Genomic DNA, 15,876 nt, shown 5'->3' on the forward strand with positions numbered 1-15,876 from the left:
TTTAGTATATATGTCTTTTACACCGAAGTTAACCATTTTCACACGAAATTCATTTTCTTCGCCTATTTCCCGTACCTCCAAGTAACAATCAGAACAAATAAACTACACCAAACATGAAGGGGAGAGATTATATGTATTTCGGAAGCAAAGGTTGGTATGTAAGCGAATTAAAGAAATTAGGTATCCGTTACTACGAAGGCAGAAAACTAGAATCTTATCGTACGCATGTGTTGGCTAGTTTGCTTGAAAAAGCAAAGAGACAATCTGCTTAATTTGAAGGAGCTCCTTCTTAGCCTGAAGGAGCTTTTTTCATTTACCTTATTCTGCAGATCATCTAAAGTAATAAAGAATAAATTCACTACATTCTGCTTCCAACTTTTTGTAAGATCAATCCTTTAGATCTAGCAAGTTTAACCCAGCCTGGATATTCGGTCATGAGCAAATCATATAGCTGATTATCAGGTATCCCGGCAGGATCTGCTACATGAAAGAAATTTGCGTTATCAATGAAACGCCCTGTTAAGTTATCTAACTCTTCTAAGAAACCAAAATTGCCAACGTTTTGATAGTTACCATAGGCATCATAATTTGATTCACCTATCGCCATAAACTGCCAGAAAATAGGCTCATATGAGGAGCTTTCTATTTCACCAATCGTACGGGTTTCATCAAAGGCTGCGCCGTCTGTTAAGAACATAACATATACAGGAGTTTCCTTGGATAATGGCTCCCTGCGTCTTTGAGCGAAACCAAAGTAATGTTCCCTAACCATTTTCATAACATCGGAATAATAGGTAGCGCCCTCAAGAGGATAGCGACGAATCATGCGATTAACAAAACCATCAAAATTATCAATCGTTAATTCACCAGCATCATGAGCATATTGTCCAAACAAAAAGATATCGATTGACCCATCATCATCAAACCTAGTTCCAAGTGCTAATATCCTTTCAGCAAATTCCTGAATCTTTCCAGATCTATACAACTCATACATGGAACCAGAAATATCTAAACAAAGGGCCACTTTCGCTTCATGATTTTGCAACCCAACCTTTTCCAAAGAAATCTTCGCCTTTTTAGAAAGATCGAGTAATTTCGGAGCCTGCTTGGCCATTTTTTTCTCTAGTAAAATTTTTTTACTATTTACGATTGGAATAGGCATCTGTTGATTTACGGTATTTTGTGCTTCTTGCTTATCCGCAACCTCACCACCAAAATGCTCTAGTAATGTAGCTAACCCACCATTAAATCCTTGTCCAACAGCAGAAAGTCTCCACATTGACTTATAGTAAATTTCTGAAATAATGATCGCTTTTTCATTTTCAAACTGATTTCCTGTAAATTCGTATTTTAGGATTGGCTGTCCATTTGCTTTTACTAGCATGTATCCTGAAGAAATCATAGACATTGTTCCATTGTTATCAATCGTTGCTGTCAACACTAAATTCTGGACAGTAGAAAGCGGAACATGTGATAAATCGATTAAAAAATTGCTGTATCCATTACCATGTGATGTAAGACACATTTCTCTATTTGGAGATTGTAATTGGTTATAAAAAACGACAAATCGATCATCTACTATTTTCTTGTCTGCATTTAATCCAAAACAAGTAATATCAATTTCTAAGCTAGATTGTATCGAAATCTCAACTTGTAATTCTTTACATGAAGTGTAATCTGATAACTTGACCTTTTCCCCTCTAATTAAGGACTTCATATACGTATCCCCTTTTTATTAATCTGTATATACTAGCTTACAATATTACTAGAAGAGGGAAAAGTGGAATCTTAATACTATGAATATATATACAGCAATTAAAAAACCGACATAACCCCCTTTTTTAGATGGGAGAGAGCATCTATTCATGCATAGAAGCGGTCAGGGCCTTTTTCTGTCACATACGAAGTAAAAGTGTAGGTTACTTTTTATTCTGCATAGCAGGGATTTAGATGTTGAAAGATTAAAATGAGTTTATATAGATCGCCTATGCAGCTAGTAAATGATTACGGTATTTACCGAGGATATTTTATTTGAGCTCAATTTAATAACGGCAATAAAGGTTGGTACGTGTATGAGTTGAAAAAATTTTGGATTCATCATTATGAATGGCGGAAGTTGGAGAGCTACCAGGCTCATGTACTGAGAAAATGATACAAACCCTAAGGCTGATACAAGCTATTAATATTGCCCTTACTATATAAGTAGATAAATAGCCCATGAAGGTTTTCTTCATGGGCTATTTCTATTTTCTCTTTATTTGTGATACGTACCTATACGGTTTCTAATACCTTTTCAAGCATTGTTCCATTTTTAGCATAATTCGTATGCCAAGAAAAAGCTTTTTCTAACACATGAGGAGTTTGTCCACCTCTTGTTTGTGCTTCTTGGTAATAAGCTCGTAGCTGGTCACGATACATTGGATGTGCGCAATTCTCAATAATCAGTTCTACTCTTTCCCTTGGCGCCAGTCCTCTTAAGTCAGCATATCCCTGCTCAGTAACGATAACATCTACATCGTGTTCAGTATGGTCTACATGAGAGACGAAAGGAACGATACTTGAAATGTTACCACCTTTCGCAATGGATTTAGTAACAAAGATAGCTAGGCGTGCGTTTCTTGCAAAATCACCAGAACCACCAATACCGTTCATCATTTTCGTACCTAAAACGTGAGTAGAGTTAACATTTCCGTATATATCTAATTCTAAAGCAGTATTAATCGAGATTAATCCAAGGCGGCGAATGATTTCAGGATGATTAGAAATCTCTTGCGGGCGCATTATTAATTTGTTGCGATATTTTTCAAAGTTAGAAAATACCTGCTGCATTTTCTTTTCGGAAAGCGTGATAGAGCAACAGGAAGCAAAATTTACTTTCCCAGCATCTATAAGATCAAAGACCGCATCCTGTAACACCTCGGAATAAACTTCTAAATCTTGAAACTCTGAATCTAACATTCCATGCAGTACTGCATTGGCCACTGAACCAATTCCCGATTGTAATGGCGCTAAACTTTCCGTTAATCGGCCTACTTTCACTTCTTTTCGAAGGAACTCGATTAAATGCTGTGCCATAATAACCGTTTCTTCATCTGGAGGAACAATCGTCGATGGCGAATCAAGCTGGTTCGTAAACACAATACCCTTCACTTTTTCAACATCAACCGGAATACCGATAGTTCCAATTCGATCATCCGTTTTAACAAGCGGAATTGGAAGCCTTGATCCTTGCTTCCCAGGTTCATATAAATCATGTAGCCCCTCTAGTTGTGTAGCTTGAGCCATATTAATTTCAATAATAATGGACTTAGCATTTAGAGCAAACGCCATGGAATTTCCAATTGAAGTGGTTGGAATAACCATTCCGTCCTCAGTTATTGCAATCGCTTCCAAAATAGCGACATCTATATCCATAACGTCCGCACGAATCATCTCTGCTGTATGAGACAAGTGCTGATCCACGAATAAAAAGTCTCCATTATTAATTCCTTTTCGCATAGTCGCATCGGCTTGGAAAGGCAATCTTTTTCCTAAAATTCCTGCTTCAGCAAATAATTTATCCACATCCGAGCCTAAGGAAGCTCCAGTATATACATTTACTTTAAAAGATTCATCATTCTTAACGCGGTTCACCAGCGCAAACGGAACTGCTTTCACATCACCTGCACGTGTAAACCCACTTAAGCCTAAAGTCATTCCATTTTGAATCCAGGAAGCCGCTTCTTCAGGTGTAACGACCCGTTCCTTTAGACGATGGTCCCTGATTCTATCCAAATTATTCTCCATAATTAATCCCTCTCTTAATGAATATTCATAATTATTTTACACATTAACACCATCAAAATAGGGTTTTTGGTATACGATACCGAAAATTCGGATAAAATAGCGAATCCGGACTCTAAAGCAGAAAAAATCTAGAATCCTAGAAGCTTCCGAAAATAACTAGCGTATGATTGACTAACTGGTATCCTCTCATTATTATTCATCGAAAGTAAAAAGGTAGAATGAGTATCAGGATAAATCGCTTTAATATGATTAACATTTACAATAAATGAACGGTGACATCTAATAAATGAATCCTTCGGAAGCAAGTATTCGAATTCCTGCAGAGAGTATTTATGTGTTCCTGATAACTCTTCTGAATTCACATACGTCTTTTTATCTTTGGCCTCTAAATAAATGACCTTTGAAAAAGGAAGTGGAATCCAGCCGTCCGTTGTTTTTAAGGTAACGACCGATTTTCCATCCGTTAAAGCGGGATAAATTGCCGTCACGCAACCCTCAAGCTTTCCATTATTTAAAAATGGTACGGCCATTCCATGATAAGGAATACCAAAAACATTCCGATCAATAAACTCAGAGGCCTTTTGCTCCGTCACTATTGCTTTATGAGCAATCGTTCCTTCCTTTATAGGGTCCCCGACACTAATTTTTAAATCAATTCGTTTACTTGGCCGATAGTAGATATATTCTTTTGTATTAGAAACGGCAATTGAAATTTCATCTGAAAATAATTCCCCAACGACATCTAGAAGTAAGCCTAATGTTATATCTTCCATTCTATTAACACCCCATTCACTATTATACTACTATTATTAACACCAAACTGTACTGATTCTGTTGGAAAAAATAATAAAGCCCTAATCAAAAAGAAGTTCAACAGTGGTGACACTTGCAAACAGTACAAAAAATATAGACGTTATGTGTTCAAATATTTTTTTCATATAAAGTTCGTTCCTGCGATCAATGTAACATGGGGAAATATCCTGCAGGATTAGTTTCCACAATGGGATAGTATGAAAAAGAAGGAGTGCATGATTAACATGCACCCCTTCTTTTTATATTTACATCTCACCCCGTTACATATACTGCTTCACTGTAATAGGGATTAGGTATTTATTTTTAAATCTCATTTACTTATAATACGGTTCACCGTTATACCTGCAACAGAGGTCATTTTATTTTTTCAATATATAATTATTTATTTCATAATACTAGCGTTAATACTTTTTTTAGATATTTTCATTGGCACACATAAATATATATTATGTAATTTTAGTACTAACTTTAACTATTTTTTAACTTCCTCCACATATCCCCATGTTTCTCCTTTATCTTTTGATTGATAAAGTGCGCTACTATTACCATTATAATCTCCATCTGCCCCTTGCCCAACTAACATATTAAAGACTCCATCTTTCTCATAAGGCATACCTGGAGAATCAAAAGGACTTATTATAGACTGTGTATGATCTAATTTCACTTCATGCGGCGGATAATTTACCTTTTTGAAAGATAGGCCTCCATCATCTGTACGATATAACCCTCCCTCATTACCAGAAGGTCTAACTGCTCCTAAAAACCCAAGTTTACCATTTATAAAAGTAATTCCTGACACACTACCAATTCCTCCGTTGAATGGGTCTGTATTGATAACCTCCCATGTTTTACCTCCATCACTAGTCTTGCTTAGTGAATAAAAAGCGCTACCTAATGCTTTTTCTGTCATATTTAGTTTATAACCAACTTCCTTTGACAGGAAAAACTGTTCCTTATCATTCGTTAAATCTTGTTTCTTCTCTTTAGACCTATCTTTATTTGGAGGAGTCTTTGATTTACTCCAATTTGCGTCACATATTAAGTTATATCTAGCAGGTACTACCTCTTTCTCTTTTCCAGGGACAAATATAGACACCGTATATCCAATGATTTCAGAAGTCGCTTCTTCAAGATTATGCTCCTTACCATCCTCATTAATATTAATAACTCCCTCTGTATTATATCCCCAATTCCTTTTCCCATAATAAATCAATCCGTACTTACCTTCATTCCACTTACTAACTGTTTGCTTAACTGGAATAGCCTTAACCGTTTTAATTAGAGGTTCTACTAGTTTATCATCATCATAATCAGGATTTGCATACCCGTCTCGTATTACAGTAATATCTTCTGATTTCTTCTTATCATAAGATATTAAATAAGTTTCCTCTTTCCCATCAGCATTTTTCCCATAAACAAATGTATCAAACACTGTGATTGTTCCATCTGAACGAAATGTAAGATCAAAATCAGTTGCCATATATAATTTCTTTGGCAAAGTATATTTTTTATTTATATCTTCAAAAATACCTTCTACTCCAGATTCATATATATTATTATGTTTAAATTTAACTGATCTTTCATGTTTTACCCTTTCTATAAACCATGCAAGTTTGCCATTATAATTTGTTGCACTTTTATAAATCTGTACTCCATAAAATGATGTGATTACAACAATAATGATAATAGAAATATATTTCCATGCAGTTGAATTAGTTAATCTTTTAGATTCATATTCTCTATCTTTTATCACTCTCATTGTAGTAAATGTAGTTATAGACATAAAAAATACTACACATAATAATAAAATATAAGTATTATAATTAGCTCTTCCATACATACATAATGAAGCTAACTCATAACAAAAAATCCAGTATCCAATTATTAATACTGGATTTGTTAATAATGACATAAGTATCCTTTTCATATTTTCCCCAAATATAGAAATCACTCCTAATTAAATGTATTAATGACATTAAGTATACTTTGTTTTACCAAATATTTGTATAATCCTTTAATCATCATATTATTTAATTACATACGAATTAAAGGTAAAGAAATCGGAATTGATATAGTAATTAAAAGAAAATAAAAAAGCATCCGTTGTAACGGTATCGCTCCTGGAGCAGTCATGACAAACATTGCTTCTTCAATGACTAGTTTGAGCGAATTTGGCGCAAGCCGCCAAGCATTAGGTATGGCAATTAATCCACGCGCTGGACAACCAGAAGAAGTTGCACAACTAGCTATCTTCTTAGGCTCAGACGAGGCTAGTTTCGTAAATGGACAAGTCATTGCTGTAGACGGCGGCTGGACTTCCTATTAATTTTAACTAACACCTAATAAGACCACTAATTTAGTGGTCTTATTTACTTATATATCCATTTTGATTTTCCAACATATAAGTCACGGCTATGAAGAACAAAAGGTGATCGCTACTTATTTTCTCTCTTTGTTTTCACTTGGCANNCCGCTTCTATGCATGGCCGGATTCTCTCTCCCGCCTAAAAAGAAAGGTTTTATGTCGATTTTTCAATTTATACTTATATAGTTACCCATGGTACGGTTCAACATGACTATATAAATCCATTTCATCTAAGTCATTGCTATGCAAAATACAACATGACCTGCACTTACTTGCCCCCTTTGTTTTAAAGTAAGAAAGGGCCCTGACCGCTTCTATGCATGGCCAGATGCTCTCTCCCATCTAAAAAGAGGGGTTTTATGTCGTTTTTTTTAATTTATATATATCCTAACAGTCAACTGACCCATTATTTTCTATCATACCTTTCGACCTTAAGCAAACAACAAATACACATAATAGAAGAAACTCATTCAAAATGGAAAAATGGAGAAATAACTGCTGTTATGTTTATGGAAATGTTAGAGCTAAAGAAAAACACGTTTTATAAAATAATGAAGGAATATGAGGGAATAAAGTAGATTCTCTCCTATGAGAAATCCTACTTTATCTCTGCTTGTAAGAATCTTGAAGTTTTTGTATCAGAATAGTATTATGTATATCGAAAAAAATAAAAGACAACTCCAATTAAGAGTTGTCTTTTTGTGTAATAAAATCCCCAAAATATGAAGATATACAAACGGATATAATACGTTATAGTTGATATTATCACAAAAACGAAGAGTATTAAGAATAAAAGAATATTGTAATGATTTTTTAGTATTTTCGTTAAAAAGTTTCGAAAATATACCTTTTATAAAAGTTTTCTTTAAATATGATTATTGTATTTCGAGGGGCTCCTTATAAACCTTAGCTATATATTTTACAAAATCAATGACGGGATAGTGTATGAGTGAACGGTGCTGCGTAAAACGAACCCCTTCTTTTTCCATTTTTGAAATGAGTTGTTCAATTTCCAACTCTTTTTGTTGTATCCTATTATAATTTTGATATACAATGTTTTTCCATTTATAAGAAGAACCGTGAAAATAACTCTCTCCTTTTACCGTATGACTGAATATTATTTCTATTTTTTCTCTACGTTGTTTTTCCTTCATATGCGCTTCCGTTGACTGCATGTTTATCCCCTCTTCCCTTTGTGTTGTATACTGTTTCACAAAATTCGGTCTAAATTATCATAGTCAATGTACATTGTTCTTGTTGGGAATTGTCGTTTAAGGCTATCTCATCAACTGTATTTGTTTTTCAAGCGCTTAATCTAATATATTGGATTTTACATCTAAATAAGTTGTTAGTGTGTATAAAACACTATCTATCTTTATTATAAAACGATTCTTTATAGGCATGCACCTTTTTACACTCACCTAGATTTACAACATGACGAGTATCTTCATCCATGAATGTTATCCTCAGTATCCCTTTTTATATGAAAAAATCATATAAAAACATAGCGCTCTCAAAGAATTTTGTTACAAATTTATTATGTTTGACTTAAAAAAAGGAACGTAATATTTATTTGCAGAAAATTTTAAGAGTAAAAATAGAATGATTATTTATATGATAAGAAAAGGGGGCACTTATAGATGCTAACAAATGATTTAGATTTCCGATTAGAACCACGTTTAAAAGAACTGTATGAACAACATAAAATAAGAGCTCAGAAGATAGACTGGGGTTATCATGAGTTTTTACCATGGGATAAGGGAATGGACTTTAAAAGAGTTCCTTGGGATGAAAGTCAAGTTACTCTTCCTTCTGGTGTAATTACAGCCATTGAAACAGCTTTATTAACAGAAGTGAATTTACCATGGTTTACAACGTATTTATCTGCAACTTTTAAAGGATCCCTTTCTGTTATTACAGACTTTATTCATACCTGGACCTCAGAAGAGGATCAACATTCGAATTTATTGGAGACATATTTACTACTCACTCGAAGTGTGAATCCTAAACGAATACATGAATTAAGAAAGTCAGTCGTTGAGGGTGGATTTGAGCCTGATTTTCATACACCAATCGAAGCCATGACGTATACGACGCTACAAGAACTTGCAACGATGGTGTTTTACAATAATGTAGCTAAGGTTGCAAGTAAGCATGATCCAGATCTTGCTACATTATTACGCCGTCTTGCCAAAGATGAGACTCTTCATTATGCGTTTTATCGAGACGTCATTCGAACACATTTGGAATTAGAACCTAATTATTGCTATCATATTGCCAATGTGATTAAGAATTTTAAAATGCCAGGTGCCGTCATGCCTGATTTTGAAAATAGAATGGCTGTAATTGCAAAAGAAGCGAATTATGGACCACTACAATATTTTGATCAAGTACTTGATGTAGTGGTTGATTATTGGGGGTTAAAAGACTTACGACCAATTGCACCTTTAGCTGAAAAAGCAAGAATTGAGATTTTGGAATACCACACAAGATTGAAAAAAATACGAGATCGATTTGGTCGTTTTCAAGGGAAAACTGATCTACGTTAATGAGTAGAGATTTCAGAATATAAGCGGGGAAATTCCCCTTCCCTTTATGGGAAATCTGACACACTCCCTATTGTTTTGGGGGTGTTTTTTTCTTAATTTAATTTTTATTGAAAAAGTTGTTGACGATAAAAATCATTTTATGATATTATAAAATATTTGATAAAAAATAACATATATGTTAAGGTTAAGAAGGTTACCATATATGGAGGTGGATTATATGTTTCAAATTGGCGATAACATTGTTTATCCAATGCACGGAGCAGGTATAATTGAAGCCATAGAAGAAAAAGAATTCTCAGGGAAAAAACAACAGTATTATGTGATAAAAATGTCAATCCGTAATATGCAAGTCATGATTCCTACGGGAAAAATATTGAGTTCGAGTATACGACCAGTTACTGATATACTTGCATTAAAACACATTATACACATTTTCCAGCATGGAGAATCAGATAGATTACTGCCGTGGAAACAAAGGTATAAAGTGAACACGGACAAAATAAAAACGGGTGAAATACAAGAAGGCGCTGAAGTTGTACGTGATTTAATGCGTATGAAGAAAGAAAAAGCACTGAACACAACCGAAAAAAAAATGTTGGATAACGCACATGAATTTTTGATTAGTGAACTAGGATTAATTAAAGGGATCACTGAAAATCAAATAAAAAGTTTCTGTTAAGGTTCATTCTAGATAATGTATTACATCCCCCGAAAATATCCTGAATTTTTCGGGAATATGATGATTATTAAAAGTAAATCATTTCAAAGACATTCAACTTCTTCAACTCACTTTTAGAGTAGAAACCTCTTTTGTTATTACTTCAATCTAATCCATTTTTATTTTTAAATTTCTTTTACGAACGTTCGAAGTTTCATCAAATAACTCGATCAAATAGTCACTTGATTTTTGCAATCCTGATTCACACTGGCACGGACAAGGAGCCGTAAGGATGAAAGAGAGGTAGGGCTTTCATTGTTTTAGGTATATATATCTAAGTTATTATTCCTAGAAGAAAAAAACAATCAATCTTATCTCTATCTTTAAGAATTTTTTTACATTTACTGAGAAAGTGAACAGTAATTGTTTATCTTCTTTTCATAAAAGAGATACGTGAGTTGGTAACATCTAAATATATGGTCAACGATAAAAAATGATGGGATTTCTAGAACTAGAACCCATTTTTACAATTTATTTAACATAATAAGATTAAATGGAACAATAAGAAGGAGTGAAGATATGAAACGCATGCCAACGCAAGAATTAAGTAACGAGTTAAAGAAGCGGAAAGGGATTACTTCTATTAAGGTTGAGTCTTATGAAAAAATTGAAGTTGGTGGAATTCTTGTAGATGGACCGGCTGTTATTTTAATTAATCAAGAATACCTAAAAATTGTTGAATGAACGAAGAAAAGGATGATCCTTTACGAAAAGGGGTGATCCTTTTTGTTTGCTGCAACTTTTATTTGATGTGTTGGGGTTAAAAGGAAGGAGAGGGTCGGGATTATCATGGTGGAAAGCTTAATATTGGTAGGATTTCTTTTTACGTTATATAAATTAGTTGATAAAAAAACAAACTAATTTATATAACGATATATTGTTTCCTTTTTAAGGGTGAGATTTATTTGATAGTGAAATGGATCATTTAAAGGAGGAATTTAGATGGATGCAAGGAAAGAACGCATAAAATACGAAAAGATGTCAAAGAATTATGACCGTATTTATTCAGTTTCGTTTATCCTATTAATTATACTTGTTTGTAGTAGTGTGATTATCATAGGAGCTACAGGAGGAAAATATGGAGTGTTTTTATTGTTAGCAATTTTACTTAACGCACGTATTACGAAAGAATCTCAAAAAAAGTATGAGCACTATTCTAATAAAGGACGTATTTAAAATCATACATATCCTAAAAGGAACAACCTAGATGTACATTCAAAATATCCATATATCATCACCTATTAACTAGTAAAAGTAACTTTATATAAATAATTTTTAGCAATTTAGAAATGGAAACCGTACCTTATTAAAATGTTATTTCCGTTCCTATAATGAATTATCCTTCTAGCATATTTATAAGATTTATATCATATATTAGGAGAAAGAATGCAATTTAGAAAGGAGTCTTATAGAATGAGTTATTCGGAAGGAAATGACTTGAGTGAACAACATATGGTAAGTGCACCCAATCCCTACGTATATCAGACATTACAATCAGTAATTGGTAAACATGTGGTTATTGAAACTGTAAGAGGTAATGTAAGAGGAAAGTTAAAAGATGTTAAACCAGATCATTTGCTCATTGAAGATACGGTGCCATATATTGTACGCATTCAACAAATTGTATGGATTATGCCAAAACAATAATCAAATTACATCTAATCAGATTTATAAAAAATTAATGTCATAGTCCACCAAGTAAAAACACAGGGTTTTATCTCTGTGTTTCTTCAAATTTCCGTTTTTGAATATATGCTTGAGCATGAATAAGTTCTTCCTGAAGCTCTTTTAATTCTTTTGTAGATTCTGATTCAATAGCCATGTAAGTAGTAACTAAACTGATCATCATATCCATCTTCTCTACTATATTTTGAATGACTTGTTCAGATTGCTCTTTTTTAGGATGTTGTATTGCTATTAATACATTTTCTATATAATTGTTCTTTCTTTGCTGGATATCATTAATAAACTGTTTTGTGTTTGAGTTCATTTGTTTTTCCTCCGTTTTGTATATATTTCCATTCTATCATATTTGAATAGAAAATATTGGATTCCCCTAAATTCACATCTGTCTCGTACATCTCCTCAAATATACAAACTAATTCCTTAACGTACAGGGAACCGGATAAAATGTGTCTAAATTATGTCTAAACGTACAATTTTCTTTTTTTGATATGGTGACCCCATGCCCATCAAGCTAAGGTTGGGTATTTCATGAACTTCCGTTCTTGCTGGCTACATAATCGAGTAAGAGAATCGCTTGCTACATGTCGACTGATCCAAATACATAAAGCAGCCATATCTCGTGCGCCATACTTACTTTTACGTTTTACAAAACCTGTCTCCTGTGCGAGTTGTTGGAAGATATGTGGAGATAGATATCGCTGTAGTTCTTCAGCGAATAAATGAAACTCATCTTGAATCGATAGATTCATACAAAAACGCCATCCTTTCTGTATATTTCTACAAAAAGAATAGCGTTTTTTTCGTTTTATGGATACAATTTTTTAGCTTGATGGATGTGTGGCTGTACCCCATCACCATCAAGCTAAGAAAATACAACTACCCCCAGAACGAAAAATTGTGCTTACTTGTAATAAAAATCTCATTTTTTCGTTTTGGGGTGTTATAAAATCTTTAAGTTGATGGGCATAGGGTGGGACCCCAAACAGTACGATTTTATTTCAAAGACACAACGATCTTACTACACACTTTTTATTTATCCCACACTCTCATCTGCTAGTATTACTATTTTTTATTACTAATGTTGCCGTTTCACTCGGATGGCTAAGAGGAAAATGATGGCCATATGGAACAAAATCAACCTTACCAAGATGCGATGGAGCAGAATAGCCTCTGTCATAATCCCCCCAAATAATGTGAAGATTATACTTTGTTACTTCATTGAAATCACCTTGATCGTTTTTCAGTAGTAAACTGTTAAGCTGAACCGTAGTATTTAAAATTCTAGGAGAAGTAAAACTGTTACTTATTTTTTCAATATAATGTTCAGGGATGCTCTCCGTACTTTCAAACAAACCATTACTTAATAAATAACGCCCTATCAAATTAGTAGTTGCCAATTTTAATGTCCATTTGTTCATAAATTGAGGAACATTTAGCGATTTAGCATTTTTTTTAGCAACAGGTGGCTGAAGTAAAGTGATTGAATACTTCTTATCTATGTACTCTTGTACCAATGCTTCCAGAAGAATAAACGCACCGAATGAATGGCCAATTAGATGTGCACCATTAGTAGCTTTCTCCAATAACTTTTTCACTACATTCAAATAGATATCTAGAAGATTTTTCTCTCGTTTAAAAGGAGAACGTCCCAAACCTGGAAGATCCAAGATCCATACAGGTTGACCAGTTTTTTCATGAAGCTCTTGTGCTAAAGGAAATAAATCCTCTCCATCACTCAATAAACCATGTAATAAAATAAACGGTTTACCCTCTCCTTGTAATTGGTAAAGGGTAGTGTTATCGCATAATGTTCGTTTAAATAAATGATTATGCTGGCCATTTTGATACATCATTCGATAATCCAGATCAGCTACTACGGCAGGGAAAAATTTCATTACACTCGTCTTCTTAAACCAATCTCCTCCCATAATTTTTTTCGCTGAAACATTTGAAAATTTTCGTTTTGTAATAAAATTCAGTCCATCAGAAGGAATTTTTGTTATTTTACTTACTCCACTATTCATAATTGCCTTCATAAGTGGCATTGGGACAGAGATTTTTGGTGCCCTCATATTCATACTTTCCGACATAATACTTAATAATTCAGCAATGTTCTGATCGTGCTGTTTGTCTTCAACAAGTGTATATGTTTGAATAGTCGGTTGCTCCAATCTGAAAACCTGCACAATAAACTTCGCAAGCTCATCGTTTGAAATAAGTGGTAACCTATATCCCTTACCTCCAGGAATCACTGGCATGAGCCCTCTTCGCATACTCATCACAAGCAAACCTAATCCTGCTATCTGCTCTGTACTCCCTGTTTTACTACTACCGACTACAGTTGGCGGATTAATTACAGAAAGCGGATAACCTACTGCTGATGCCTGGTGACGGATATAAAGATCTGCTAAAAATTTTGTTCTCTCATATGGATTTTTTATTTTCAAATAATTGTTTCCTTCTTTAAACACATCAATTGCAATCTTGCTATTTTTATCATCAAAGGGACTCATATAACCTACAACATGAATAAATTGTTGCAAGCCCTTCAATTGATGAATACTTTTAGCTAATTCACTAATATGTTTGGCGCCATTTAAAAATACGGAAGCTGCCTCTTTACTTGTCACTTGAATATCCATGGGGCCTCCTGCGTGAATAATCACATCCGTTTTCAATATCCTCTCCTTATCTTCAGCACTTAGACCTAAATCTATTTTCGTCAAATCACCTTCAATAAAGTGCATAACTGCCTTTTTTAAGATGCCTCTTTCTTGTAAAATGCGTGTTGCTTTACTTTTCGACCTCACTAAAAGAAGAATTTTAACATCCTCTTTGGCTAATTCTTTCACTAATTGCTTTCCAATAAAGCCTGTTCCACCAATTAAAAATACTGTTCTCATATAAAACCTCCTTTTTAGTACTATTTAGTACTAATTTGATGTAAAAAAAAAGCTTCTTTTATCGAAGCAAGTTAAAAAAATGATCTGCTGTTTTCGTGATTACAGTTGCATCCTTCAATGTTTCTGAAATAAATAACGCTCCTTCAAGATTTGTAATAAAAAGTGATGCAACCTCATCAATATTAATCGTATTTCTGAATTCCCCATTCTCTACCCCTTGTTTAAGTAATAGAGAAACTTTCTTTTGTAATTCTGTAAAAAAAAGACCTATTTTTTCTTTTATTTGCGTGGCCTGTGTAGGACTTTGAATATAAAGAGTAATAAATGGACAGCTCCCCTTATACTCTCTCGACTGAACTCCTTGTGATAATTGCTTTAAAAACAGTTGGATACGATCTTCAACTAAAAATTGGTTCTGAGAAAGTACGTCATCAATTGCAGATTGATACATTTCAATCCAATAATCAACGACCCCTTCTAATAATTCTTCCTTATTAGAAAAGTGATAATACACATTAGACTTTGAAACTTTGCTTACACGTACTAATTCATCCATACTTGTATAAGCAAACCCTTTTTCTAAAAATAATGTTGCAGCTACTTCAATCACACGTTTTTGATTCATTAATTTTACCTTTGTCATAACTAGAACTATATAGTACTAATTTAAATGTTGCAAGTATTTATGTTAATTTAGAAAAAAGTTTGATTAATAAAGTTCCACTAACATTGATTTTACTGCAAAAAAATCTTATTTTGAATAAAGTTGAACTGAACCCCGAAATTGTTAATTCACTATCGTCTAATAGGGGTCACCATACATGCCCATCAACTTAAGAAAAAGAAATGCCCCCAAAACGAAAAAATGAGCGGCTTCTCAGAATAACTATCTGTAGAGAAAGAAAATTTTAATTTAGGGGGATATGAAAATATTAGCTTGATGGTGATGTGACGTGACCCCATGTAGTGGAATTGGTGGTAGATGTTCCTTCAGAACAACAATCCGTTGAAGAGAATGGCCGTTATATGAGTATTGATTTAGGGATTGATAACCTT

Annotated in this window: 14 protein-coding genes and 4 pseudogenes; 9 read left to right on the forward strand and 9 right to left on the reverse strand. The window is 33.7% G+C overall.

The window, feature by feature from the left end:
• The first annotated feature begins 131 nt into the window (after positions 1-131).
• A complete protein-coding gene (locus COO03_RS25195; protein ID WP_097899701.1) occupies positions 132-272 on the forward strand; it encodes a YflJ family protein in 141 nt (46 codons plus the stop codon).
• A gap of 86 nt (positions 273-358) precedes the next feature.
• Here the strand turns inward: COO03_RS25195 and COO03_RS25200 are convergent, their stop codons facing one another.
• A complete protein-coding gene (locus COO03_RS25200) occupies positions 359-1,717 on the reverse strand; it encodes a VWA domain-containing protein (RefSeq protein WP_097899702.1) in 1,359 nt (452 codons plus the stop codon).
• A gap of 333 nt (positions 1,718-2,050) precedes the next feature.
• On the opposite strand from COO03_RS25200, the pseudogene COO03_RS25205 reads away from it, so the two are divergent.
• A pseudogene (locus COO03_RS25205) lies at positions 2,051-2,152 on the forward strand (DUF2639 domain-containing protein); the annotation flags it as partial.
• A 119-nt stretch (positions 2,153-2,271) separates the two neighbouring features.
• On the opposite strand, the gene COO03_RS25210 reads toward COO03_RS25205, so the two are convergent.
• The 3 genes from COO03_RS25210 to COO03_RS25220 form a co-directional block, all read right to left on the reverse strand.
• A complete protein-coding gene (locus tag COO03_RS25210) occupies positions 2,272-3,786 on the reverse strand; it encodes an acetyl-CoA hydrolase/transferase family protein (protein WP_097899704.1) in 1,515 nt (504 codons plus the stop codon).
• Between the two features lie 128 nt (positions 3,787-3,914).
• The gene (locus COO03_RS25215) at positions 3,915-4,559 is read right to left on the reverse strand and encodes a LytTR family DNA-binding domain-containing protein (RefSeq protein WP_097899705.1); all 645 of its coding nucleotides are present in this window, start codon (positions 4,557-4,559) and stop codon (positions 3,915-3,917) included.
• A 512-nt stretch (positions 4,560-5,071) separates the two neighbouring features.
• A complete protein-coding gene (locus tag COO03_RS25220; RefSeq protein ID WP_373605266.1) occupies positions 5,072-6,511 on the reverse strand; it encodes a WD40/YVTN/BNR-like repeat-containing protein in 1,440 nt (479 codons plus the stop codon).
• A 180-nt stretch (positions 6,512-6,691) separates the two neighbouring features.
• Here COO03_RS25220 and COO03_RS25225 point away from each other — a divergent pair.
• Positions 6,692-6,925: pseudogene (locus COO03_RS25225) on the forward strand (SDR family oxidoreductase); the annotation flags it as partial.
• 461 nt (positions 6,926-7,386) lie between these two features.
• Positions 7,387-7,542 (forward strand): annotated as a pseudogene (locus tag COO03_RS27920) (recombinase family protein); the annotation flags it as partial.
• Positions 7,543-7,839: 297 nt separating this feature from the next.
• Here the strand turns inward: COO03_RS27920 and COO03_RS25235 are convergent.
• Positions 7,840-8,139, reverse strand: a complete 300-nt coding sequence (locus COO03_RS25235; RefSeq protein WP_097899708.1) for a hypothetical protein — start codon at positions 8,137-8,139, stop codon at positions 7,840-7,842.
• Positions 8,140-8,604: 465 nt separating this feature from the next.
• Here COO03_RS25235 and COO03_RS25240 point away from each other — a divergent pair, with 465 nt between their 5' ends.
• The 5 genes from COO03_RS25240 (at position 8,605) to COO03_RS25260 (ending at position 11,878) form a co-directional block, all read left to right on the forward strand.
• Complete coding sequence (locus COO03_RS25240; RefSeq protein WP_070169563.1) at positions 8,605-9,513, forward strand: acyl-ACP desaturase; 909 nt, start codon at positions 8,605-8,607, stop codon at positions 9,511-9,513.
• A gap of 217 nt (positions 9,514-9,730) precedes the next feature.
• Positions 9,731-10,192 (forward strand): CarD family transcriptional regulator, encoded by a 462-nt coding sequence (locus COO03_RS25245; protein WP_170958196.1) that lies wholly within the window; start codon positions 9,731-9,733, stop codon positions 10,190-10,192.
• 558 nt (positions 10,193-10,750) lie between these two features.
• A complete protein-coding gene (locus tag COO03_RS25250) occupies positions 10,751-10,915 on the forward strand; it encodes a BC1881 family protein (RefSeq protein ID WP_097899710.1) in 165 nt (54 codons plus the stop codon).
• A 258-nt stretch (positions 10,916-11,173) separates the two neighbouring features.
• Positions 11,174-11,407, forward strand: a complete 234-nt coding sequence (locus COO03_RS25255) for a hypothetical protein (RefSeq protein ID WP_000340038.1) — start codon at positions 11,174-11,176, stop codon at positions 11,405-11,407.
• A gap of 237 nt (positions 11,408-11,644) precedes the next feature.
• Positions 11,645-11,878 (forward strand): YuzF family protein, encoded by a 234-nt coding sequence (locus COO03_RS25260; RefSeq protein WP_090814546.1) that lies wholly within the window; start codon positions 11,645-11,647, stop codon positions 11,876-11,878.
• Positions 11,879-11,945: 67 nt separating this feature from the next.
• Here the strand turns inward: COO03_RS25260 and COO03_RS25265 are convergent, their stop codons facing one another.
• From COO03_RS25265 to COO03_RS25280, 4 genes and pseudogenes are all read right to left on the reverse strand, one after another.
• Positions 11,946-12,221, reverse strand: coding sequence for a hypothetical protein (locus COO03_RS25265; protein ID WP_097899711.1), 276 nt, complete (start codon positions 12,219-12,221; stop codon positions 11,946-11,948).
• Positions 12,222-12,462: 241 nt separating this feature from the next.
• Positions 12,463-12,666: pseudogene (locus tag COO03_RS25270) on the reverse strand (IS4 family transposase); the annotation flags it as partial.
• A gap of 297 nt (positions 12,667-12,963) precedes the next feature.
• Positions 12,964-14,820, reverse strand: coding sequence for an alpha/beta fold hydrolase (locus COO03_RS25275; protein WP_097899712.1), 1,857 nt, complete (start codon positions 14,818-14,820; stop codon positions 12,964-12,966).
• A gap of 58 nt (positions 14,821-14,878) precedes the next feature.
• Complete coding sequence (locus COO03_RS25280) at positions 14,879-15,445, reverse strand: TetR/AcrR family transcriptional regulator (protein WP_001072294.1); 567 nt, start codon at positions 15,443-15,445, stop codon at positions 14,879-14,881.
• Positions 15,446-15,876 lie beyond the last annotated feature (431 nt).

This window comes from Bacillus sp. AFS098217, from assembly GCF_002551815.1.
In the GTDB taxonomy this organism is placed as follows: Bacteria; Bacillota; Bacilli; order Bacillales; family Bacillaceae_G; genus Bacillus_A.